Genomic DNA, 22,992 nt, shown 5'->3' with positions numbered 1-22,992 from the left:
ATCGCTGAATCAAATCCTGCAGAATGCCGCGCTAGTGCTAATGCCAGACGAGGTCGCACACTGATCGCTATGACCCCGGACACGATGACGACGCGCGCCTCCAGCACGGAGGCCGATGCCGCGATTGCGCAGGTGCGCACCTGGCTCGCCGACTCCTACGGCGAGCGTGGCGGCGCCGCGGCACGCCTCATGGAGGACATGCTGCGCCGGGAGGGTGGCCTGGGCTTCCTCACCGCGTTGCTCGATGGACTTATGCGCCCAGAGGACGCGCGTGTGGCCGCCGCGGGGCTGAGGGCGGCGGTCGCCATCGCACCGCGCGACATGCCCGCGGGCCTGCGACCTGCGCTGACGCTCGGCGGCGCGGCAAGCCGCATCGCGCCCCGCCCCACCGTCGCCGTCGCGCGCGCCGTGGTGCGGGCCATGGTGGGCCACCTGGTGGTGGATGCCCGCCCCGACAAGTTGGGGCCTGCGCTCGCACATGTGCGCCGTCACGGCGCCGAGGTCAACCTCAATTTGCTGGGCGAGGCCGTGCTCGGCAAGGCCGAGGCGCGCCGCCGCGTGGAGCGCACCACCGCGCTCATCAAGCACCCCGACGTCGACTACGTCTCCATCAAGGTCTCCGCCGCGGTGGCGCCCCACCCCGTGTGGGCCTTCGACGAGGCCGTCGCCGCGGTGGTCGACGAACTCCTGCCGATGTACCGCACCGCGCTGTCCCACGGCGGCGTGTTCATCAATCTCGACATGGAGGAGTACCGCGACCTCGACCTCACGCTTGCGGTGTTCCGCGACCTGACGGCGCGCGAGGAGCTGCGAGGCCTTCCCATGGGCATCGTCCTCCAGGCCTATCTGCCCGACTCGCTCGCGGCGCTCGAGGAAATTCAGCGTCTCGCGCGCTCGCGAGTGAAGAACGGGGGAGCGCCTCTCAAGGTGCGCATCGTCAAGGGCGCCAACCTCTCGATGGAACGCATCGAGGCAGAGCAACACGGTTGGCGTCTCGCGACGTGGGACTCGAAGGTGCTCTCGGACGCGCATTACAAGCGTCTGCTTGATCGCGCCCTCGACCCCGACAGCCTCCCGAGCCTGCGGGTGGGCGTCGCCGGGCACAATCTCTTCGACATCGCCCTGACCCGCATCCGCTGCGCCGAACGCGGCATCACCGAGGGCGTCGACCTGGAGATGCTGCTGGGCATGGCACCCGGTCTTGCCGCGACCGTCGCGAACGACATGGGCGGTGTGAGGCTCTACACGCCCGCCGTCGCTCCAGGCGACTTCGACGTGGCCCTGGCCTACCTGGCCCGCCGCCTGGAAGAAGTCGCGAGCCCTGGCAACTTCTTGGCCGATGCCGGGGACCTGGCCGATGGCGACACCGCCTTCGTGGCCCAGGAGCGGGCCTTCCGTCGCTCCCTTATGGCCTCGAGGGGCCTGCCCGCCCGCGAGCGCGGACGCGGCGAGGAGCGGCGCCGCGCCGCGCACGACGGATTCGTCAACACGTCCGACTCGGACCCCGCGGTGCCCGAGGTGCGCGACGCCGGACGCGCGGCCCTCGCCCGCGCCGCCGACCCCGCCACCGAAGCAGGGGCTCAGACGCTTGCCGCGGCACGCGTGGAGGACCCCTCCGCGCTCGACGCGGCCATCGCCACGGCTCACGCCGCAGGCAAGGCATGGGGCGCCGTCCCCGCCTCCGAGCGGGTAAGCCTGCTCCGCGCCGTCGCCGACACCGTAGAGAGCCACCGCGACGTCCTCCACGAGGTCATGGCGGACGAGTGCGGCAAGACCCTCGAGCAGTCCGACCCCGAGGTCTCGGAGGCGATCGACTTCGCGCGCTACTACGCCATGAGCGCCGAGCGCCTGGATGCCATCGAGGGCGCGACGCCCCAGCCCCGCACCCTGACGCTCGTCACTCCGCCGTGGAACTTCCCGGTCGCGATCCCGCTGGGCTCCACCCTCGCCGCCCTCGCCGCCGGCAGCGCCGTCATCCTCAAGCCCGCTGAGGAGGCCGCCCGCTGCGGGGCCGTCATCCGCGAACTGCTCACCGAGGCCGGTGTCCCAGCCGACCTCGTCATGCTCCTGGACATCGACCCCGAGGTCCTGGGAGACCAGCTCATCGGCGACGAGCGCATCGACCAGGTCATCCTCACCGGCGCCTACGAGACGGCGCAGCGGTTCCTCGACACCCGGCCAGGGCTCGACCTGCGCGCCGAGACCAGCGGCAAGAACGCGATGGTCATCACTCCCAGCGCCGACGTAGACCTCGCGGTGCGCGACCTCGTCCAGTCCGCCTTCGGGCACGCCGGGCAGAAGTGCTCCGCGGCGTCGCTCGCGATCCTCGTGGGATCCGCCGCGGACTCCGAGCGCCTGCGCGGCCAACTGATCGACGCCGCCACGTCCCTCATGGTGGGCCGCGGCAGCGACCCGGCCACCCAGATGGGCCCCGTGATCCTCCCTCCCTCTGGCAAGCTGCGCCGCGCGCTCACGACCCTCGAGCCGGGCGAGTCCTGGTGGGTGGAGCCCCGCGAGATCGAGGCCGACCTGTGGACCCCCGGCGTGCGCGGCTGGGTGCAGCCCGGCTCGTGGTTCCACCTCACCGAGTGCTTCGGCCCCGTCCTGGGCATCATGCGGGTCGACACGCTCGAGGAGGCACTCGCCGTCCAGAACGCCGTCGACTACGGCCTCACCGCCGGGCTCCACAGCCTTGACGAGGAGGAGATCCGCACGTGGCTCTCCGGCGTCCAGGCCGGCAACGTCTACGTCAACCGCGGCACCACCGGCGCGATTGTGCAGCGCCAGCCCTTCGGCGGCTGGAAGCGCTCCGTCGTGGGGACCACCGTCAAGGCTGGCGGGCCCCACTACGTGGCCTCGCTCACCGGGTGGGTGCGATCGGCCGATGCGGTGGCCGGCTCCCCGTCCGTCGCACCTAAGGAGGGGGCGGCCACCCCGACGGGCCAGGTGGCCGCGTTGACGGCCGACGCGGCGGCGTGGGTTCGCGACGCCGCCGCGCGCGACGCGCACGCGTGGGCAACGGAGCTGGGTGTGGGGCACGACCCGAGTGCCTTGGCCTCGGAGTACAACGTGCTGCGCCACACGCCCGTCGACACCCCGATCCGCTGGGACGGGCACGATGCGGACGCGCTCGTGCGGGTGGTGGCCGCCGCGCTGGCGGTGACGGAGCACGCGACGGTGAGTACGGCATCGGCCATCGGAGACGATCTCGCGGCGCGCCTGAACGTCGCGGGCGTGACCTGCGTGGTGGAGGACGGCGACGCCGCCCGCGAGAGGGGGACGGCCCACGGCCGTCTTCGGGCGGTGGGCGCCGTCGAGGACGGACTCATCGGCCACGCCGACCTCGCGGTGTATGCGGACGAGCCCACCGGCGCGTGGCTCGAGATGCTGCCGTTCCTGCGCGAGCAGGCCGTCTCCATCCTCGCGCATCGCTACGGCACTCCCTTGGCGACCAGCGCACGGGTCGCTCACGACGTCACCACGGGCGCGCTCGGCGCCGCGCGCGGTTAGCCGGTGGACACGAGGGGCGACCCGCTACTGTGGCGCCGTGCGCATGCTTTCGTGGGGTATCCGTCGCCTTGACGTCGTCGGCTCGGCCTTCGGTGTCTTCTTCGTGGTCCTGTCACTGACGCCCTCGCTGCTGCCGCGCCCGTCGTGGGGCCAGGGGCTCGTCACCGGTCTGTCATTCGCCGTCGGGTACGGATTCGGCGTGTTGACGTGGCGCGTGCTGCGGCTCGTGACCGGCGGCCGGGTGCGCTGGGACGCGTCCGCCCCCGGCTGGATCGTCGCCGTCGCCACGCTCCTCGCGTTCCTGGCGGTGCTGCCCCTGGGCGTGCGCTGGCAAAACGACGTGCGCGAGGCCGTCGGCCTTCCCGACGCGGACGGGATCCAGTGGCTCGCCGGACTGATCGCGGCGCTGCTCGGCGTGTGGCTCGGCATGGGCATCGGCCGCGGCATCCGCCGCCTGCACAACCGCCTGCGACCGTGGGCGGCACGCGCCGTGTCCGCCGTCTCGCGTCGCGACGCGGGAGCGCGGCCCGCGGCGGTGAGCCTCAGCGCCGGACTGGCCACCACTCTCGGCGTCATCGTCATCGTCGCGGTCGGCACCACTGTGCTGTCCCTGCTCCTCACGGGCTTGTATAACCAGCGCAACAACAACTACGACCCCGCGTTTGCGCAGCCCACCAGCGCGCTGCGCTCGGGCAGCCCCGACAGCCTCGTCAAGTGGGAGGACGTGGGCCAAGCAGGCGTGAAGATCGTGGGCGACGGCCCCACCGTCGAGGAGATCGCTGCGGTGACCGACCTCGAGGCCACCGAACCCATCCGCATCTACGTCGGCATCAACTCGCCCGGCACCGTCGAGGAGCGCGCGCAGTTGGCGGTGGCCGAGCTCGAGCGCACCGGCGCGGCCGAACGCTCCCAGTTGTTGGTCGCGGGCACCACGGGCACCGGCTGGCTCGATCCCGCGGCGATCGACGGCTTCGAGTATCTTCACGCCGGCGACACCGCACTCGTGACGATGCAGTACGGGTCTACCCCGAGCCCCGTTTCGGCGCTGCTGACCCCCGAGCTTGCGCCGGAGGGCACCTCGGCCCTCTTCGACGCCGTCTACGCATGGTGGTCGGAGCTGCCCGAGGACTCCCGCCCGGAACTCACCGTCTATGGCCTGTCGCTCGGCTCGTACGGCATGAACGCCGCCTTCGACACCGAGGAGGACCTCCTCACCCAGACCGACGGCGCCGTCCTCGCGGGCACGCCGAGTTTCACGGCGCTGTGGAAGGACCTGAACGCGCGCCGCGACGCGGGCTCGCCGATCTTCCGGCCCGTCCTCGACGAAGGCGAGAACATTCGGTGGGCCGAACAGCGCGGCGACCTCGAGGCGCTCGACGGACAGTGGAACGAGCCGCATATCGCTTACCTGCAGCACGGCGACGACCCCATCGTGTGGATCGGCCCCTCGGTGATCTGGTCACACCCCGAATGGCTGCGCGACCGACAGCGCTCTCCGATGGTCAGCGACGACATGTTCTGGATCCCCGGGGTCACGGCCTTCCAGGGCGTGATTGACCTGATCCTGTCTCAGGGCGTGCCCGAGGACGCCGGCCACAAGTACGGCAACATCGCCGTCTACGCCTTCGAGTCCGTCACCGGCGACGCCGGCCTGTCCGACGAGGCGCGCACGCGGATCGAGGAGATCATCGCCACGTACGACCCGTACTACATCCTCACCTACTAACCCGACCCGTACGTCGGGGAGGTCGAGGACGGCCGATGCGTGTGGCATCGGCCGTCCTCGGGAACACCTGCGTGTGGAGGTGCGTTGACGCTCGACGCAACCGACCGACGGAGGTGAGCGCCATGCCGCAGGAGGCCTGGAGCAAGAAGCGAGAACGTCAGTACGAGCACATTCGCGACAGCAAGCTCGATGCCGGAGCAAGCCGCGACGAGGCGGAGGAGATCGCCGCCCGCACGGTCAACAAGGAGCGGGCCCGCGCGGGGGAGTCGGAGCAGGCGTCCACGACGTCCACGAACGACGTTTCGAGCGGGCATCGCGGCGGCAAGCGCTCGGGCCACGGTCCCGGCGGCCGCACGAAGGCGCAACTGTACGAAGAGGCCAAGCGCAAGGGCGTCAAGGGCCGCTCGTCGATGAACAAGAAGGAACTACTCGACGCGGTGGGGCGCTGACGCGCGCGCCGCGACGCTCCGGCATAGGCTGGAGGAACCCGGATGTGACCCGAGAGGAGAGCACCATGACCGAGAAGTCGGCCACCGACACCCGCCACTACAAGTTCGAGCAGATCAAGGCGAAGGAGCTCGCGCGTGGCGCGTCCGAGGACGAGGCTTCGCGCATCGCCGCAGAGACCGTCGACAAGGTTCTCGCCCAGGAAGCCGCAGACAAGTAGTCCGGTAGCATCGCTCGGGTGAGCATCACACCCGAGCAGCGGCCCGCCGAGGTATCGCACGCGGTGTGGACAGCGCCGAACGTGATCTCGTTCGTGCGCATCCTGCTCATCGCGGTCTTCGGTGGGCTCTTCATGGCCGAACGCGATGTCGCCGCGATTGTCGTGCTGGCCTGCGCGGGGCTGTCCGACTTCCTTGACGGCTTCCTCGCGCGGCGCTGGAACCAGGTCACGGCGCTTGGTCGCCTGCTGGACCCCGCGGCCGATCGCCTGCTGACGCTCGTGGTCGTGATCGGCATGGCCGTGCGCGACATCATCCCGTGGTGGCTCGTGGTCATCCTGCTCGCGCGCGACGCTATGGTGGCCTCGGCGCTGGTGTGGGGCCGCGCGCGGCGCATCCGCAGCCCCCATGTCACGCTCGTGGGCAAGGCGGCCACCTTCTGCCTTTACATCACCCTGCCGTTGGCATACGTCGGGTATGCGGTAGCGACGTGGCTCAACACCCTCGCGATTGTGCTGTCGCTGGGCGCCGCAGTCCTGTACTGGGTGTCGGGAGTGGGATACGTGCAAGACATTCGCCATCGCGCCGCGGCGGCGCGGCGGGCGCCCCGGATGTCGGCCGACGGGCCTAGGATGGAGACTCAGATCCGAGACAGCGAGGAGGCGTCATGACCTACGACGAGAGTCCTGTCGAGCGGACCATGTCCCTCGACGCCCAGATCACCAGCGACGACGCTCCCGCGCGACTGTCCACCCAGGACGACGCCGCGATCGACGCACTCGACGAGACCTGCGCGCTGCTGATCGTCCATCACGGCCCGAACCAGGGCGCACGCTTCCTGCTGGACGTCGACGTGACGACCGCGGGTCGGTCGGTCTCGGCCGATATCTTCCTCGACGACGTCACGGTGAGCCGCGAGCACGTGCAGTTTGTCCGGTCGGGCTCGACGTTCACCGTGAAGGACGCCGGCTCGCTGAACGGGACGTATGTGAATCGCGAGCTGGTGACCGAGAAGGTGCTGGCGGCCGGCGATGAGGTTCAGATCGGCAAGTACCGCATGACGTTCCACCCCGGAACGGCCGCCTGACCCCATGGCAGCGCTTCGCGCCGCCGCCTCCGCGCCCGAGGGTGCGCCCGCGGCACCACTCGAGGGGACATGGCCGCATGCCCTGTCCCACGAGCCGCTGTTGCGGGTCTCCGACGTCCTTGGCCTGGTCCAGTCGGAGTTCCCTGCGTTGACGCCGTCCAAGTTGCGTTTCTTGGACTCCAACGGGCTCGTGACGCCTCACCGCACGCCCTCGGGTTACCGGCAGTACTCGCCGGCCGACGTCGAGCGCGTGCGCTTCGTGCTGCGCCAGCAGCGCGATCACTACCGGCCGCTGTCCGTGATCGCCTCGCACCTGGAGGCTCTGGATGAGGGCCGCATGCACGAGGCCATCGCGCCGCATGCCGTCGCCGACCAGGACGCCTATGTGGACCACGGCGATCTCGCACGGGCCGCGTCGGTGGAGGCGTCGGTGGTGTCGCTGCTCGAGGCCGAAGGGATCATCGCTCAGGCGGTGCCCGGGCGGTTCGACCGCGCTGTCGTGCCGTTAGTTGTTGCCTGCGGCGCCTTCCTCGCCGCTGGGGGAGCGAGCCGCGATCTGGGCCTGTTGGGACGTGCGGTGTCGCGAGAGGCCGACGCTGCCGTGACCGCCGGTCGCGCCGATCGGCACCGGGGCGACGACAAGGCCGCCGACGAGGCCACGCGTGCCCGCATGGACGCCGCCGTCGCACTGTTTTCCGCCTGGCTTCACGCCGAGGTCGATAAGTAAAGACATCGTGACCTGGGACGTGCCGCGTGGTGCGTTGACCGAGTCAAGCTTCAACCGTAGGTTGAAGGTCGAGAGGGAATGAGGAGGGCTCATGGCCGACAGCAGCTCGCGCGACGTCCGCGTCGTGAGCGATCAGGGGATTCTTTTCGACGACGGCCTGGCCGACCTCGACAAGGACGCCGGATACCGCGGTCCGACCGCGTGCAAGGCCGCAGGCATCACCTACCGCCAGCTCGACTACTGGGCCCGCACCGGCCTCGTCGAGCCCACCGTGCGCTCCGCCGGTGGCTCGGGCACGCAGCGCCTCTACGGCTTCCGCGACATCCTCGTGCTACGCGTGGTGAAGCGCCTGCTCGACTCCGGCGTGTCCCTCCAGCAGATCCGCACCGCGGTCTCCCACCTGCGCGAGCGCGGCGTGGAGGACCTCTCCCACATCACGCTCATGTCCGACGGCGCCTCGGTGTATGAGTGCACGTCCGACGACGAGGTCATCGACCTGGTCCAGGGCGGCCAGGGCGTGTTCGGCATCGCCTTAGGCAAGGTCTGGCGTGAGCTCGAGGGCTCGCTGTCCGAGTTGCCCGCCGACCGCGGCGAGGCCGAGCCCGTCTCCGACGGCACGGACGAGCTCGCCCAGCGCAGGGCGAAGCGCACCGCGTCCTAGCGGCACACCCGAGGACCTACCCGCGCCCTCCCCATCGGTTTAGCCCACAGTTGTGGCTGATGAGGCCTGGTGTGGCATCCGTGACGTGACCATCGGTCACATCAGCCTCATGCGTCACAAGCATGGGCCAAACCTCTAAGTGGGGCCGCGATAGTGTGAGCCTCAGTCAAGACAGGTTCGAAGGGGAGTCAATGTTTTCTAAGGTGCTCGTCGCCAACCGTGCAGAGATTGCCGTGCGGGCCTTCCGCGCGGCCGTGGAGCATGGAGCCAAGACCGTGGCCGTGTTCCCGCACGAGGACCGCATGTCCGAGCACCGTGTGAAGGCCGACGAGGCCTACCGGATCGGCGAAGAGGGCCACCCCGTCAAGGCGTATCTGGATATTGACGAGATGCTGCGCGTGGCAAAGCACGCTCGCGCCGATGCCATCTATCCCGGCTACGGCTTCCTGTCCGAGAACGTCGAGCTATCCCGTCGCTGCGCCGAGGAGGGCGTCACCTTCGTGGGCCCGCCGCCCGAGGTGCTGGCCAAGGCAGGCGACAAAGTGGCCGCACTCAAGGCCGCGCGCGAGGCCGGCGTGCCGGTGTTGGACTCGTCCGAGCCCTCGCGGGATGCGGACGAACTGATCGATGCCGCCGACCGCATCGGTTTCCCCGTCTTCGTGAAGGCGGTCGCTGGGGGCGGCGGCCGAGGCATGCGCCGCGTCGAGACCCGTGAGGCGCTGCCCGAGTCGCTCGCGTCCGCGATGCGAGAGGCCGAGACCGCCTTTGGTGACCCGACCGTGTTCCTCGAGCAGGCCGTGCTCGGTCCGCGCCACATCGAGGTGCAGATCCTCGCCGACGGCACCGGAAACATCGTGCACCTGTACGAGCGCGACTGCTCCGTGCAGCGCCGCCACCAGAAGGTGGTCGAGATCGCCCCGGCGCCCGCCCTGGACCCGGCCATCCGCGAGGCGCTGTGCGCCGACGCCGTGAAGTTTGCCCGCTCCATCGGCTACGTCAACGCGGGCACCGTGGAGTTCCTGCTCGCCACCGAGGGCGAGCGCGCGGGCCAGCACGTCTTCATTGAGATGAACCCGCGCATCCAGGTGGAGCACACGGTGACCGAGGAGGTCACGGGCGTCGATCTCGTCGCAGCCCAGCTCAGGATCGCCGCGGGCGAGACGCTCGAGCAGATCGGCATCCGTCAGGAGGAGATCGCCACGCGGGGCTTCGCCGTGCAGACCCGCATCACCACCGAGGACCCCCTCAATGGCTTCCTTCCCGATACGGGGAAGATCGTCGCCTACCGTTCGCCTGGCGGCGCTGGAGTGCGCCTCGACGGCGCGACGGGTATGGCCGGCAACGAGATCACGGGGCATTTCGACTCGATGCTCGTCAAGCTCACGTGTCGTGGTCACGACTTCGACCAGGCCGTGCGGCGGGCCTCGCGCGCGCTGGCGGAGTTCCGCATCCGCGGCGTCACCAACAACATTCGGTTCCTGCGCGCGGTGCTCGCCGACGAGTCGTTCCGTGCCGGGGGAGTGACCACCGCCTTCATCGAGAACAACCCGCAGTTGCTCGAGGTGCCCGAGAACGCCGAGCGCTCTACCAAGCTCCTGACGTTCCTCGGCCACCGCACGGTGAACCGCGCCCATGGGGAGCCGCCGACCGCCATGGTGTCGCCCCGCACGAAGCTGCCATCCATCGACCTCGACGCCGCACCTTCGGATGGCACACGCCAGCAGCTGATCGAACTAGGCCCCGAGGGCTTTGCCCAGGCGCTGCGCGCCGAGACGCGCCTGCGCCTCACGGATACCACCATGCGCGACGCCCACCAGTCGCTGCTCGCGACGCGTGTGCGAACCTACGACCTTCTGGGCGCCGCGGGCCACACCGCCCGCATGATGCCCGAGCTGTTCTCGATCGAATGCTGGGGCGGAGCGACGTATGACGTCGCCATGCGGTTCCTCTCGGAGGACCCATGGCTGCGCCTCGCGGACCTGCGCGAGGCCATGCCCAACATCGCCCTCCAGATGCTCCTGCGTGGGCGCAATACCGTCGGCTACACGCCGTACCCGGACGAGGTCGCACATGCGTTCGTCGAGGAGGCCACCTCCACCGGCATCGACATCTTCCGTATCTTCGACGCCCTCAACGACGTCGACCAGATGCGTCCGGCCATCCAGGCGGTGCGCGACACGGGGCAATCGGTCGCCGAGGCGACGCTGTGCTACACCGGCAACCTCATCTCTCCCGACGAGAAGATCTACACGCTCGACTACTACCTGCGCCTCGCGGAGCAGTTGGTCGACGCCGGAGCGCACATCCTCGCGGTGAAGGACATGGCGGGCCTACTGCGCCCCGCATCGGTGTTCGTGCTGGTCGACGCCCTGCGCAAGCGCTTCGACCTGCCGGTGCACCTGCATACTCACGACACGACGGGAGGCCAGGTGGCCACCCTGCTCGCTGCGGCCGAGGCCGGCGTGGACGCCGTCGACGTCGCCAACTCGGCGATGGCGGGCACCACGTCTCAGCCGCCCATGAGCGCCCTCATCGCCGCGATGGAGTACACGACGCGTCAGACCGAGATCCCGCTCGACGCGGCGCTCGACCTCGAGCCGTACTGGGAGGCCGTACGCAAGCTCTACGGCCCGTTCGAGTCCGGTCTACCAGGGCCGACGGGACGTGTGTACCGTCACGAGATCCCTGGCGGGCAGCTCTCGAACCTGCGCCAGCAGGCGATCTCGCTGGGGTTGGCAGACAAGTTCGAGCAGATCGAGGACATGTACGCCGCCGCGGACCGGATCCTCGGCCGCCTCGTCAAGGTCACGCCGTCCTCCAAGGTGGTCGGTGACCTTGCGTTGAACCTCGTTGCCGGGGGAGTGGACCCCGCGGACTTCGAGGCCAACCCTCAGGAGTACGACCTGCCCGACTCGGTCATCGGCTTCCTCCAGGGCGAACTGGGCGATCCGCCCGCGGGCTGGCCGGAGCCGTTCCGTTCCAAGGCTCTCGAGGGCCGGGGCGGATCCAAGCCCCGCGCCGAGCTAAGCGAGGACGACAAGGCATCCCTCGCATCGGCCGGGCCCGAGCGCCGCAGGCGCCTCAACCACCTGCTGTTCCCCGGCCCCGCGGACGACTTCGACGTCGCGGTCGACACGTACGGCGACATCTCGGTGGTGGACACCTTCCACTACCTCTACGGCATGACCGTTGGCTCCGGTGAGGAAGTCACCGTCCGGCTCGACGAGGGCAAGGAGATCATCGTCTCGCTCGAGGCGCTGGGCGAGCCCGATGACCACGGCGAGCGCACCGCGATGTTCAACTACAACGGCTCCCTGCGCCCGGTTCAGATCCGTGACGAGGCCGCCTCCGTCGACATCGTCGAGCGAGAGAAGGCCGATGCCTCGGCCGGCTCGATCGGCGCGCCCTTCTCGGGGATGGTCACCGTCACCGTCGCCGAGGGCGACACCGTCGAGAGTGGTCAGACCATCGCGTTGATCGAGGCGATGAAGATGGAGTCCTCGATCACGGCGCCCGTCAGCGGCACCGTGTCACGGATCGCGATCGACGGCGCTCAGGCCCTGCATGGGGGAGACCTGATCCTGGTCGTCGAGTGACGGGGTGAGCGTGGCGGGGCAGCCGGGCGGTGGTGAGAAGCGCCTGGTAAACGATTTGAGGACGTAGGTCCCCCGACATCCGACCGTCCGCCTGTGACACTGGAGTGAGCACAGGAGGAGGTCATCATGAAGGTTCTCGTCGCTACGGGTTCAAAGTACGGATCCACCCGCGAGGTGGGTGTCGCCGTCGCCGAAGAGTTGACGGCGCTCGGCTTCGACGTCGACGTCGCCGAGGCCTTCGAGGTGGGCGGCGTGCACTTCTATGACGCGATCATCGTGGGTTCCGCGGTGTACGGCGGCCTGTGGCGCCGCGATGCCTCCGGCCTCGTCCGCGAAAACGCCGAGGAGTTGCGCCACCGAGACGTGTGGCTGTTCTCCGTGGGGATGGCCACCGTGAAGCAGCCGCATCAGGAGTTCAACGAGGCGAAGGAACTGACCTCGCTGATTGCCGCTCGTGAGCACAAGACCTTTGACGGCGCCCTCGACTACGAGAAGCTCAACGCAGGGGAGAAGGCCATCATCCGCGCCCTCAACCCGCCCAAGGGCGACTTCCGCGACTTCGCACAGATCCGCGACTGGGCTCACGGCGTGGCGACCGAGCTGAGGGCGGTCGCGGCGCTGTAGCGGCGACGAGACCGGAGGCTACGCCGCGAGGCGCAGGGCCTCGTCGACCACCGTCAGGGCGCTCGACAGGGCCGTGACCGCCGGGGCGGCGGCATCGTCGTGGGGGCTGCGCCAGCGCGCTGCGACCTCGATCTGGAGTCCTGCGAGTCCGAGATGCTGCTGCGCGAGGCTCGTGACCGTGTAGTGCGGGCTGGCATCGAAGGGCGCATCGACGGCCACGTCGAACGATTGGAGCTCCTCGCGCAGGATGTCGACCGCCATCTCCTCGAGAGCGCCCGGCTGGGGTCCGGTTCCCAGGCAGAAGTCGGGGCCGTGGCGGTCACTCATGCCGTGAATGTCCACGACCATGCGGGCGGGAGCCCTGAGGTCGCGCAAGTGACGCGTGAACTCGTCGTCTCGCTCGTCCCACGTCTCCCACTCGTGGCGTGCCCGCGTGACGACCACCGTGGACACCTGGGCCACCTCGCCGGCCAACATCGTGAGTGACCCGGTGTGCAAGTCCGCCTGCTTCAGAGCGCCGGCACGGTAGTGCTTGGTGGCATGCGGCGCGGTCAGAACGACGGCGCTACCCCGATCGGTGAGCAGCGCGGGATCGGCGCCGCGTGCGTGGGCGCGGGCCGTGCCAAACTCGTCATGGAGCTCGCGCCACCTCGTCGTGATGTCTGCCGTGTCGATAGTCTCGGTCATCGCTCCTCCAGCCTTCTCAGGGTGGCGCGTACATCGGCGCTGGTAGAGAGCATATCGTCGCGTCGGTGCCGCCCCGGGCAGGCGCGCGGACAAGGGCGGGAGGTCAGCCGATGTCAGCCGGCTGCCATGGCGCGCCTTGATCGGCCCGCACCCAGTTCGCGTAGGCGGCATGGTCCACGCTCGCGCCCCGGAACCAATACGTGGAGCCGGGGTTCCAGCCGGCGATGACGCTTGCGACGCCCTCGAACACGTCGAGCGGGCGCCCCGCGAGGTCCAGGTATGCGGCGAGGGTGAGGTGCACGGCGTCCCAGTCTGCTGCGATGGCCGACCAATCGGGGACGACCCAACGCACGTCATCGCGGCCGGTGGTGTGGAACCAGTCGTGTCGCTTGGACGCGGTCACCTCCAGGGGCGCCGCGCGGCACAGGGCCACCCAGTCGTCGCGTGTTTCGATGACGCGCACGCGCGCCTCAGGCTTGGCGAGGACGGGAGCGGTCATCGCCTCCGTCTCGCCGAACGCGTCCTCCACGAGGGAGAGGCCCCAGGGGCCGATGCCTGTCGAGGAGGGAGTCGAGACCACCAGGCCGTGCGGGGGAGTGGACCACCAGGCGCCGCTGTAGCTCGCGCGAGGGTCACGCGGCCAGTCGCGCTCAGCGCCCCGCTCGTCCTCGCGGGTGCCGGTGATCCAGCCCTCGAGGAGGTCGTGGCCGGCCGATGCCGTGGGCCAGCGCGCGTTCGCCTCGCCGTCGCGGACGTGGATCACCGCGTATGCGGCACCGTCGGGCCGGGGGAGGAGGCCGTGTCCGATTACCGCGGCGCCGACGCGCGCCAACGGGCCGTCGAGTTCGGGTCGAGACGCGAGAATGTCCTCGCCTCGTGGAGGCTGCCAGTAGGCGGCCTCGTCGACGGCCTCGACGAGTGACTCCCAGACATCGGCGGTGGTCATCGCCATGAGGTCGAGGTCACTGATCTCGCGCGCGACATCCGCTACCTGGTAGTGAGGCATGTCGGGAGGCGCCACGGTCTGCCCCTTAGCGTCGGTCCAGCCAAACATGACCGTCGACGTTCCCGCGCCCGGGTCGAGGTCGTAGCCGACGTGAAAGACCATGGTGCGTACGGCATCGGACATCCGGGTCGCCACTGCGAGCAGGAACCTCCGCCCGCGCGGGCCGGCGAAAGCCGGTGACGCACTCACTGAGAGAACTCCATGCCGATCGTGCCGTTTTCGGGGATCGGTTCGCCGGGAGCTGGCGACTGATCGACGACCACGCCGTCCGTCTCCATCATGATTTCTGGCCGTGAGCCGGTGACGGCCTCGATCTCGTCGGCAGCCTCGTCGAGAGTCATTCCCATGAGATCGGGAACGGGTGTGGCGACGACGGCCGTGAGAGATGCCGTCGGATTCGGCTCGCCGGGATCCGCACAGCCGGTCGCGCCAAGCACGACGAGCGCGCCCACAACGGTGAGTCGCCACGACATCTTTCCCCCTAGGTGTTGCATCGAGCCTGGCAGGCGCCGTCAGCTCGCGCAAGCGTGACGCGCGTCCTAGAGTCGACCTCGTGACCCCGCGCATGTCTCACCGGTCCTGGAAGTCGATCGCGTCGCATCGGTCCGTGTTGTCCATCGGCAGCAACCGTTCGATCCTCAGCATTGGCTCCACGGACTCTGTGCTGAGCATCGGCTCGTCGGGCTCGATCCTGTCGATCGGTTCGTGGCTGTCGGTCGGCTCCGTGTTATCCGCGCTGTCTGTGGCGTCGGTGTTGTCGTGGCGTTCGGTGGGGGCGATGGTGCGAGCGGGCCATTCGCACTCAAACTGACATAATGCACATTATCGGCGTTACACGGGTTTTCCCTGGTAGATGCTTGTGGCATCACGGGGCGCTTACGGCGTAAACTCATTTCTAGATCTCCTTGTGCGTAAGGTATCTCCGCTGAGGAGGTCAGGCCCCGGGCCGGTTGCAGCCGCCCGGGGCTGACCCTTTTCTAGAAGGACTCGCCGCCGAAGCCACCGGCGCTGGTCGGCCGCAGCATCGTCGCCTGAATCTGGGTGGGCGTGTCGACGCGGGCCTCGAAGTCCTGGACGACCTCACCGGCGATCAGCGTGTCGAAATCACCGATCTCCTTGGAGCGGAACACCGCGAGGGCCTTGGTAGTCACGTCGAACAGGAGCGCCTGGAAGAAGGTCACCGGCTCGCTCTCGTCCTTGGGCGTGAAAGTGTTCTTGGTGCGGTTCAGCACCAGGTAGTCAGAAGTGGCGTCAGCCATGATGAATCCCTTGTTCAGTATCTCCCCGATTGCAGTCGGGTCCGGCCCGGGTAGGCCGATGCGGCGAACATACACCCGCGCCCTACACCGCGCAAGCACTCAGAGTCAAAAGGCGTGTCGCTAGGCTATGTACGACTGACTGAGGGGGTCACCGTGAGAAGAAACTGGCTGGTAATTCTGAGCGTAATCGTTGCCGTGATCGTGGCGTACAAGATGCTCGAGCCTGACTACTGGGATCTTGTCGAGGCCAATACGCGATGCGCCAACAAGCACGGGAGTCAAGCCGTATGCACCGAGGAGTCTCGTGAGATGAGCAACTGGGCGTTCTATCTCAAGTACGGGAAGCTCTGGTAGGTCTCCCCCGCGATCAGGTGGGACGGCGGCGGCGGGCCGCCGCTTCGCTTGCGCGCCCCGCGCGCCCCCGTTCCAGCCTTTCCACAGTTATGGCTATCAGAACGAGCCAGCCGGGCCGACGTGGTATTTAGCCTGGTATTCCGGCCTCCTGGGGCTTCTTCCGTGGCCCTTCGGGCCGCGTGGTCGAGTTTTCGCCGGTTGTCGGCGGCTGTCGCGCCGACGTGCGGTCGCTGCCTGGGGTCCCCCGCGTCCCCGCTGGCTCCGTCGATCCGCTTCGCGGCGCGCTGCGCGCGTCCTTCGGACTCGACTGCGGGGCCCCTCGCGCCCCAGACGCTACCCATCTGGGTGTCAGCTTGTGCCCGATGGGGCATGGACGACGGGGTGGGGCCGCGCGGGTCGTCGAGCTCGGAGACGGTCGAGAACCACAGGTAAAGCGCACGCAATATTAAGCAAAATGTTGCACAAGTTGACAGGGTGTGCTATGGGGCAACGCACGGGTAAAGACAGTCAAGTCGAGGTAAAGGCCGGCGGGTGCTCGACGCTGCCCAGTGAGCGTAGCGCGAGACCGAGCGCGAGAACCGCGCAACTCAGGGTCGAGCGCGAGCACGCCGATAATCGCGGCATGAAGCGACTAGAGCGATCCCCGTGGCACGGCATGAGCGGCGCGCAGCTGCTCGAGTTCCAGGAAGCGTGCCACGTCAAACGGCTCACGCACGACACGTTGGACGAGTGCGAAGAGCTCACCGCAGCGGACTACGCGCGCCGATGCGCGACACTGCTCGCGAACAACGACCTTCAAGGGGCGTTGTGGTGCGCGGATATCGCGGCGTCAGCGTACGCCGGTATACAGCGACGCCAGGCGCACCGCGAGATCCAGCCCGTCGTTGACGAGGACCCACATGCCGCCGACGTTGGACGCCGGTTGCGCGCGTAGCCGCTCGAGGTAGTCCAGCCGCGCGGCCTGGTCCGGTGCGAGCTCGAGGCCTTGCGCCTCGAGGCGGTCGCCGCGATAGCGCAGGCGACGCAGCTCGCGGCGCTCGATGGACGACATGCGGCCCGCGTTGATGCGTGACAGGCGCGCACGAGCGACGGGGATCCCAGCGTGCTCGAGGCGGCGCAACTGCACCGCCGCGTTGCGCGCTTCCGCAAGCTTGCGCAGCTCGCGGCGAATCTTCATCCATGCGTTACGCGTGACCGGCACGACCTCGCGGGCACGCTCGAGGCCCCAGTAGCCCCAGAACCGCCCCGGCCCCTTGCCCGGCCGCTGCCACAGCTCGGGCACGTCGTGCTGGTATTCCTTGCCGTCGCCGGTCTTGGCGGCATGCTTGTTGAAGTACGACGCGATGCGCCGGTGATCGGACCACTGGTCCACGATGTCGAGGCACCCGCGTGGACGGTTCGCGGACGGATAGTGTGCGGCGCGCTGCTTACGAGCGTCAGCGCCGACCGTACCGCACGCGGCGATCCACTGGTCAGCGATCCACAGCTCGGGCTTGCGCCCGTCGATCTCGTCGGGCACCCGCACGAGCAGGTGCAGGTGTGGTGCGCCGCGCTCTTGGAACTCGAGCTTCCACACGCATTTCAGTTCGCCGAGCTTGTACGCCCACCGGTCGCGAAAGCGCTTCATGATCTTCTTGAATTCCGCACCCGATCCCGCCAGGCTCTTCCAGTTGCCGGGCATCGTCAGCGTGAGCATCGCCAGGGCGCCGGGCTCGTCGAGCCACTCCCCCAGGTCGAGTTGCGCGCACGCTTCGGCCATGCGTGCACGTGAACGCTTAGACCATCCCGTGATCTGCCCGCGCGTGCCCTGGCTGCTGTCGTCTGCGAGCTCGTCGACGAGCTCAAACAGTGTGATTTCATCGCCTTCAACCATGTGCCAGTCGTCGGCCACATCGGGCAGCACCCACTGGTGACGGCGACGCGCGCGCAGCGTGCCGAACGAGATTTCGAGCTCGTAGGCCGGTTCGGAGTCGTCCCACAGAGACGCCTTGGGTGACCACATCGGCGCGGAATACGGGCGCTCGAGCAGCGTTGACACATGGTGCGCGACGGCCTCGAGGTCAGCCGCGCCGGGAAGCACGGGGCGCGCGCCGTCGATCTCACGGGCAAGGGTCTCGACCTCGGTCCAGTCCGAAGCGTCACGAAGCCACCCACTGACCGCGCTGTAGTCGGTCAGTGGGTGGCAACGCTTCGTGCTCGTCAGCACGCGCACCCCCGGTATCTAGCCATTGCAGTGGCTTGGGTTACGTTCTCAAAAATAGTGGACGCTAGAAGCGCTGACCACCATCAAAACTGATTACTTCAATGTCATCGCCAGAATCTTCCAGCAGCTCGACCTCATCGCCGTACGAATCTTCCAATTCGCCCCGCTTATACCCCGAGCCGATGACCTCAGAACGGCTCTGCTGACCGTCCACCAACACGTTGAACGCGACCGCCTGATTCGCCGTCACGCTGGCTCGAGCTTGTGCTGCTGCCTTCGCTTCCGCGATCGCTGTCGCCTTCGCTATCGCTCCCGCCTGAGCGAACTTCCGTCCCAGCCAAAACGCGAGCCCAGCGATCAGCACCGCCGCTAGCGCCGTCGATCCCGCCGTCAGTGGCGGCGCGTTCGATTGCCCCGCCACCATCGCGTGACCCGTCGCCGCGACGATCACCACCGCCGCTACTACCGCGAACATCCGAAACACCCTCACCCTCCTTCCTGTAGGCGTCCACCGTGCGCAGGTGATCCGCTTCTTGCACGAACCCGTACGTGTCGTACGCGTCCGCGACCTTCTGATCGAACCGGTGATACGAGCGAAGCATCGCCATTTTCGGCTTGCGGAAGTACTCCGGCTCATACGCACGCGCGGTGAACAGCCAGGGCTTCTCCCCCAGGCCGTACGTCTTGCACCACCACATCAGATTGGTGACGTCGCGCACGACCGCATCAATGCGACGTTCGTGCTGAGTGGACCAGATCAGATCCCAACCCATCTTGCGCGTCTGCGACAGCATCGTCAGCCACGACATCGGCAGCTTGAGAGCACCACGCGCAGGAAAGTACAGGTGCGCCTCATCGAGGACGATCACACCGGACGGGAGCCGCATCAGGTCCTTGGGCTCAAACACCGTCACATTCGGATGATCAATCGGATAGTTGGAGAACACGGGCCGCTTGTTCGCGATCTTCAACACACGCTTGGTCAGCGTGTACGTCTTCCCCGAGCCAGGACGGCCGACGTAGCCCTCAATCATGCTCGAGCCCCGAGCACGTCCCAGGCGTCGCGCTTGTGCTCGCATTCGCCCTTGAGTCGCTGGCGAGCGAACATGATCGTGAACAGCGCTTTCATCTCCACGGGCTTGCGATACCGGTGAGCGCGTACGGCACGCACCGAGTCGAGTGCGGGCACGCAGTCCTCGCACCAGGTGCACAGCAGCGGCTCGAGCTTGTCGGCGAGTGACTCGAGCGCACGTACGCGATGAATGAAGCTTCTTTCATGCATTAGTTGGACCCCCAGAACTGGTGATAGACCCACACAAGACCGTTCCATGCCGCCGTGGTGAGCCACACGGCCAGCAGGAGACCGGCGACAGCAAAGATCGCCGTAAGGGGCACGTACACGTTGAACGCAGACAAAGACGTGCCCCACTGCATTGACGCGCCCGAGAAGTCGTCCACGTCCCAGTTGACGGCAGGTAGCAGCGACACGAGTGCGGCGGCGATCCCGCCGACGAGCTGCAACAGCCATTCAGTGATCATGCTTGCGGTTCCCGGTTGCCCAGCGCGGCCGCGACCATACGGACAGCCATCCAAAGCCCACCGGCCCAGATAGCGACGGTCATGATCGAGTAGACGGTGTCCCAGCCTTGCGGTTGTTCACACGGGATCTCGAGATCCACGTCAGCGTTGAGCGGCATGAAGTCAGGGAACGCGCACGAGCCGGACGAGTAGCCGCCGATCAGTCCCGACACCACAGCGGTGCCGGTGGTGACGATCACGAACGGCGGCTTGTCGAAGATCTCAGTGCGCCATGTGGCCATGAGACCGTCCACGAATCCGGCGCGGGGCATGAACGCACACTTGAGGGGCCGCAACACCCACTCCAAGGGGTTGAACACGCCGAGCCCGTTGGGCCAGCAGCGGTCCGTGTCCTCGTCGTGCTCGATCACGTCATCGATGGGCGGGGCGATGGGGCCGCAGGTTAGTCCGACGCAGGGAACGGGGATCGTGGTTTCGCCCGTGTCAGGTTGCGAGCCCGTGCCCGTTGAGGGGTTGACCTTCTTCAAGTCGTCGTAATCGGACTGGTCAAGCGTCTTGGTGATCGTGCCTACCGAGACCGTCCCGTCTGGCTTGCCCTCGACCCCGACGTTGGGGCTGATCTGGCCGGGCTTGCGGTACAGCGAGCAGTACCCGAGGTCCACCGGTTGACCGGAGAACGTGCACTCGTAGTTGTCGAGCTTCGCGGGATCGTTCCACCAGTTCGGGCATCCCGCCGCCGTAGGGCCGCAAAACTGAGCCGGATTCTCACTGAACACACGCCACAGCTGTAGATCACATTCACCGCGCGTCATGCACCGGTCAAACTCCGTCGGAATGCGCTGAATCAGTTGATCATTCTCACCAGAGAACAGTTCGTGGACCCCGCCATCAGGGTCAATGAAGTTCACCGAGTAAGCGCCGAGAACGCGGCCAGGACCACAGTTCAAGTCTCCGAGCTCGACCGGTACATCGCCAACGGAGCCCGCGATATCGACCGTGCTCGTGACGACCTCAGTGTCGTCAGCGCCGATGCATTCCATCGTGGACACGACTTGACCAGTCAAACCACCCGGCTGCCCAGGGAGATAGTCCGGATGCTGCTGCGGATACCAAAAGTAATCGGCGTATCCATCGCTATTGCGCTCACGCACCCTCAGCATCAAGTACCTATCGGTGACATCCAACGGCTGAGTAAAGCACTCACCCGTGAACTCGCCATCATGCCGGCATTGAGTCACATCAACCACGCCAGAGGACCCCGCGGAGTCACCATCGACGTCGTACAGGTGCACCGAAATGAGGCCAGTATGCGACGGAGAGCCTAAGCAGGGGCGAAACTGCGAGACCCCGATATCAACGCAACTAGTCGAAGCCGTCACCACGACCGTATTCGGACCCGTCCACACCAAACCCGTGTAAACCGCCTGCGAGTTCGGCGTCACGGGCGGCGCAGGATTCCAGCCCGGCTCCGTGCCCTCCGACATCGGAAGACCCGCCTCATCCGTGTCAACGAAGAAGTTCTTCGCGCTCGTGACGGCATCGCCGAGAACCTCGCCACCCAAATAGATTCCCGTGGCCGATGCAGCCATGACACCGGCTGCGGTACCCGTCGCGCTTAGTCCGGACACGCCCGCGCCCACGGAAGCGGCGCCGGTTGCGGTCGCTCCTTTGCCTTTGCCGAGCATAAGTACGCCGAGTCCAGCCAAAGACTCGAGGTCCTTAATCTCGCCCGTGTCGGGATCGACGTACTCATCTGACTGGCCCGAGGTTCCGAAAGAGAACAGGCCCGCGAGAGCTGCGCTCATGCAGTCGGACCACTCCGACGTGCCAACCACATCCATGCAACCCACGCCGTCCAAGTCGGCGGCGACGGCAGGCGCGGTAGTCGCGGGCGTGAACATGGTGAGGACGAGAGATAGCGCGACAGCGAGGCTCGCGTAGCCGCTGATGCGGCGGGCCTTCGAGCTAGTCACGTTGTCCTCTTTCGCCAGTGTGCCGGCCCCCCACCCGGGGGTTGTGGTGGAGGGCCGGCACAGATCGGTACTGCAAGTGGCTTACGCCTTGTTCATGGTCTGGCGCAGCCACTTGATGCCGACGCGGATGCCGATACCGGCAACGACGACGGCCACCGCAGCGACGGCAAGCAGACCGATCAGCGCGGCACCGTCCGTGAACGCGCCGGAGATCGCGGGGTCGAGAGTCTCCATCCTTTTTCACCTCCTCCTAATCAGTTTTCGTTCTCTGCGACATGCCGTCGCAGAAGCTTTGATGCCAGGCCGATACCGGCCCCGGCGCTAAACGCGAGGATCCAGATCGCCACGATTTCGCCGATCATGCGTCCATCGCATCCGACAGCCACGCCATCGCGACGTTGAAGATCTCCACCGTGATCAGCGTTGCGGCAGCGAACCCCAGGAACGGCATGACGAGGCTCACCGCGCAACCCCCAGGAGGGAGCCAGCGGCGAGAACGATCAGGCCGACGACGGCGGGCACTACGGCCACGAGCTCGAGGGCGCTCATGCGGTCACCTCACGGCGAGCGCGACGAGCACGGGCACGAGTCCACAGCCACGCGACGCCCTCCGAGCCGATCCAGAGCGCGGCGACGAAGGCGACGCCGATCCCCAGACCGACAGCGACAGCAGCCGTAATCGCTTCGGAGACAACCTCGCGAAGCGCTTCGGCCTCGTCGGCGTCGAGGACGATGCTTGCCGGGTCGCCGATCATGCGACGGCCCGCCTGGTGCGTTCGTGGCGCTCGAGCTCGAACATCGTTGCGTGGTCCACCGCCGCCTCAAGCGCGGTCTGTGACGCGGCGTAGAGCGTCCAGCCGCACGTGCAGGTCGCGGTGATCCGTCGGTGCTCGTCGGCGTGCGTGCACTTGACGTTGTGGCCGTTCATCGTGCGAACCTCCAGCCACCGAGGAACGCGACGCCGGTCGAGCCGTACAGCAGCAGATCCGCGAGGGCGTCGAACTTGTCGCCGCGCTCCGCTTCTTGCCACTCGCACGTGTCCGCGATGGAGAGCGTCACGTTGTCGGAGCAGGTCACCGGCTCCACTTCGCCCCCAGGAGTCTCCACGGCTTGAGCTTCGCTACCAAGACCAGCAGCAGCACCAACGGCAAGACCCACCACCGCGTACCGAAGCCAGCGACGAACGCGGAGAAGGTTGAACCAAAGACGTCCCACACCGCTACCCCCGCTCAACCTTGACCGGAGCAGGCATGTCAGCCAGCAGCGACACGTTCACCGTGTGCAGCTGCGCGGTCTCGCACAGCGGGCACGTCAGTTCAAGAACACCCCACCGTGAATCACGAAAAAGGGGTGAAGAAATAACACGGTCGCAATA

Annotated in this window: 24 protein-coding genes; 11 read left to right on the top strand and 13 right to left on the bottom strand. The window is 67.5% G+C overall.

The features are described from left to right. Positions 1–69 precede the first annotated feature (69 nt). The 10 genes from B7K24_RS07315 (at position 70) to B7K24_RS07275 (ending at position 12,596) form a co-directional block, all read left to right on the top strand. On the top strand, positions 70–3,510 hold the full coding sequence (locus tag B7K24_RS07315) for a bifunctional proline dehydrogenase/L-glutamate gamma-semialdehyde dehydrogenase (protein WP_084129620.1): 3,441 nt from the start codon (positions 70–72) through the stop codon (positions 3,508–3,510). A gap of 43 nt (positions 3,511–3,553) precedes the next feature. Beyond that, the gene (locus B7K24_RS07310) at positions 3,554–5,236 is read left to right on the top strand and encodes an alpha/beta-hydrolase family protein (RefSeq protein WP_234986632.1); all 1,683 of its coding nucleotides are present in this window, start codon (positions 3,554–3,556) and stop codon (positions 5,234–5,236) included. Between the two features lie 122 nt (positions 5,237–5,358). Continuing rightward, positions 5,359–5,685: a plasmid stabilization protein gene (locus tag B7K24_RS07305; RefSeq protein ID WP_084129617.1), complete on the top strand. Its 327-nt coding sequence runs from the start codon at positions 5,359–5,361 to the stop codon at positions 5,683–5,685. Between the two features lie 65 nt (positions 5,686–5,750). Then, positions 5,751–5,903 carry a hypothetical protein gene (locus B7K24_RS13445; RefSeq protein ID WP_159449182.1) on the top strand — a complete coding sequence of 51 codons (153 nt, stop codon included), beginning with the start codon at positions 5,751–5,753 and terminating at the stop codon, positions 5,901–5,903. An 18-nt stretch (positions 5,904–5,921) separates the two neighbouring features. Further along, the gene (locus B7K24_RS07300) at positions 5,922–6,572 is read left to right on the top strand and encodes a CDP-alcohol phosphatidyltransferase family protein (protein ID WP_159449181.1); all 651 of its coding nucleotides are present in this window, start codon (positions 5,922–5,924) and stop codon (positions 6,570–6,572) included. Beyond that, complete coding sequence (locus tag B7K24_RS07295) at positions 6,569–6,988, top strand: FHA domain-containing protein (RefSeq protein WP_084129613.1); 420 nt, start codon at positions 6,569–6,571, stop codon at positions 6,986–6,988. The genes B7K24_RS07300 and B7K24_RS07295 overlap by 4 nt, the downstream gene beginning before the upstream one ends. 4 nt (positions 6,989–6,992) lie before the next feature. Next, positions 6,993–7,715 carry a MerR family transcriptional regulator gene (locus tag B7K24_RS07290; protein WP_084129612.1) on the top strand — a complete coding sequence of 241 codons (723 nt, stop codon included), beginning with the start codon at positions 6,993–6,995 and terminating at the stop codon, positions 7,713–7,715. 91 nt (positions 7,716–7,806) lie between these two features. Further along, positions 7,807–8,376, top strand: coding sequence for a MerR family transcriptional regulator (locus B7K24_RS07285; RefSeq protein WP_084101961.1), 570 nt, complete (start codon positions 7,807–7,809; stop codon positions 8,374–8,376). A 122-nt stretch (positions 8,377–8,498) separates the two neighbouring features. Further along, positions 8,499–11,972 carry a pyruvate carboxylase gene (locus B7K24_RS07280; RefSeq protein ID WP_373994162.1) on the top strand — a complete coding sequence of 1,158 codons (3,474 nt, stop codon included), beginning with the start codon at positions 8,499–8,501 and terminating at the stop codon, positions 11,970–11,972. 126 nt (positions 11,973–12,098) lie between these two features. Further along, positions 12,099–12,596: a flavodoxin domain-containing protein gene (locus B7K24_RS07275; RefSeq protein ID WP_084129609.1), complete on the top strand. Its 498-nt coding sequence runs from the start codon at positions 12,099–12,101 to the stop codon at positions 12,594–12,596. A gap of 18 nt (positions 12,597–12,614) precedes the next feature. On the opposite strand, the gene B7K24_RS07270 is transcribed toward B7K24_RS07275, so the two are convergent. From B7K24_RS07270 to B7K24_RS07260, 3 genes are all read right to left on the bottom strand, one after another. Continuing rightward, on the bottom strand, positions 12,615–13,283 hold the full coding sequence (locus B7K24_RS07270) for an N-formylglutamate amidohydrolase (RefSeq protein WP_084129607.1): 669 nt from the start codon (positions 13,281–13,283) through the stop codon (positions 12,615–12,617). A gap of 103 nt (positions 13,284–13,386) precedes the next feature. Further along, entirely contained in the window at positions 13,387–14,478 is a 1,092-nt protein-coding gene (locus B7K24_RS13440; RefSeq protein WP_159449180.1) for a hypothetical protein, read from the bottom strand. After that, positions 14,475–14,762: a PASTA domain-containing protein gene (locus B7K24_RS07260; RefSeq protein ID WP_159449179.1), complete on the bottom strand. Its 288-nt coding sequence runs from the start codon at positions 14,760–14,762 to the stop codon at positions 14,475–14,477. The genes B7K24_RS13440 and B7K24_RS07260 overlap by 4 nt, the downstream gene beginning before the upstream one ends. 80 nt (positions 14,763–14,842) lie before the next feature. Here B7K24_RS07260 and B7K24_RS07255 point away from each other — a divergent pair, with 80 nt between their 5' ends. Next, positions 14,843–15,100 (top strand): hypothetical protein, encoded by a 258-nt coding sequence (locus B7K24_RS07255; RefSeq protein WP_200808305.1) that lies wholly within the window; start codon positions 14,843–14,845, stop codon positions 15,098–15,100. 166 nt (positions 15,101–15,266) lie between these two features. Here B7K24_RS07255 and B7K24_RS07250 read toward each other — a convergent pair whose 3' ends face one another. The 10 genes from B7K24_RS07250 to B7K24_RS13295 all read right to left on the bottom strand — a co-directional run bounded on the left by B7K24_RS07250 (position 15,267) and on the right by B7K24_RS13295 (position 22,724). Further along, the gene (locus B7K24_RS07250; protein WP_084129599.1) at positions 15,267–15,548 is read right to left on the bottom strand and encodes a hypothetical protein; all 282 of its coding nucleotides are present in this window, start codon (positions 15,546–15,548) and stop codon (positions 15,267–15,269) included. 1,183 nt (positions 15,549–16,731) lie between these two features. Further along, positions 16,732–18,108, bottom strand: a complete 1,377-nt coding sequence (locus B7K24_RS07245) for a hypothetical protein (protein ID WP_144268198.1) — start codon at positions 18,106–18,108, stop codon at positions 16,732–16,734. Positions 18,109–18,293: 185 nt separating this feature from the next. After that, positions 18,294–19,139, bottom strand: a complete 846-nt coding sequence (locus tag B7K24_RS07240) for a zonular occludens toxin domain-containing protein (RefSeq protein WP_159449178.1) — start codon at positions 19,137–19,139, stop codon at positions 18,294–18,296. Beyond that, a complete protein-coding gene (locus tag B7K24_RS07235; protein ID WP_084129594.1) occupies positions 19,136–19,387 on the bottom strand; it encodes a hypothetical protein in 252 nt (83 codons plus the stop codon). Before B7K24_RS07235 ends, B7K24_RS07240 begins: the two co-directional genes overlap by 4 nt. Next, positions 19,387–19,644, bottom strand: coding sequence for a hypothetical protein (locus B7K24_RS07230; RefSeq protein WP_084129592.1), 258 nt, complete (start codon positions 19,642–19,644; stop codon positions 19,387–19,389). The genes B7K24_RS07235 and B7K24_RS07230 overlap by 1 nt, the downstream gene beginning before the upstream one ends. Next, entirely contained in the window at positions 19,641–21,617 is a 1,977-nt protein-coding gene (locus B7K24_RS07225; protein ID WP_084129590.1) for a hypothetical protein, read from the bottom strand. The genes B7K24_RS07230 and B7K24_RS07225 overlap by 4 nt, the downstream gene beginning before the upstream one ends. Before the next feature lie 81 nt (positions 21,618–21,698). Then, a complete protein-coding gene (locus B7K24_RS13435; RefSeq protein WP_159449177.1) occupies positions 21,699–21,851 on the bottom strand; it encodes a hypothetical protein in 153 nt (50 codons plus the stop codon). Between the two features lie 311 nt (positions 21,852–22,162). After that, on the bottom strand, positions 22,163–22,372 hold the full coding sequence (locus tag B7K24_RS07220; RefSeq protein WP_084129589.1) for a hypothetical protein: 210 nt from the start codon (positions 22,370–22,372) through the stop codon (positions 22,163–22,165). Beyond that, a complete protein-coding gene (locus tag B7K24_RS13430) occupies positions 22,369–22,545 on the bottom strand; it encodes a hypothetical protein (RefSeq protein WP_159449176.1) in 177 nt (58 codons plus the stop codon). Before B7K24_RS13430 ends, B7K24_RS07220 begins: the two co-directional genes overlap by 4 nt. Continuing rightward, entirely contained in the window at positions 22,542–22,724 is a 183-nt protein-coding gene (locus B7K24_RS13295) for a hypothetical protein (RefSeq protein WP_144268197.1), read from the bottom strand. Before B7K24_RS13295 ends, B7K24_RS13430 begins: the two co-directional genes overlap by 4 nt. Between the last annotated feature and the right edge of the window lie 268 nt (positions 22,725–22,992).

Origin of the sequence: Demequina sp. NBRC 110055 (assembly GCF_002090135.1) — a bacterium.
In the GTDB taxonomy this organism is placed as follows: domain Bacteria; phylum Actinomycetota; class Actinomycetes; order Actinomycetales; family Demequinaceae; genus Demequina.
The sequence above is the reverse complement of the archived record's forward strand: the minus strand, read 5'-3'. Positions and strand labels throughout refer to the sequence as shown.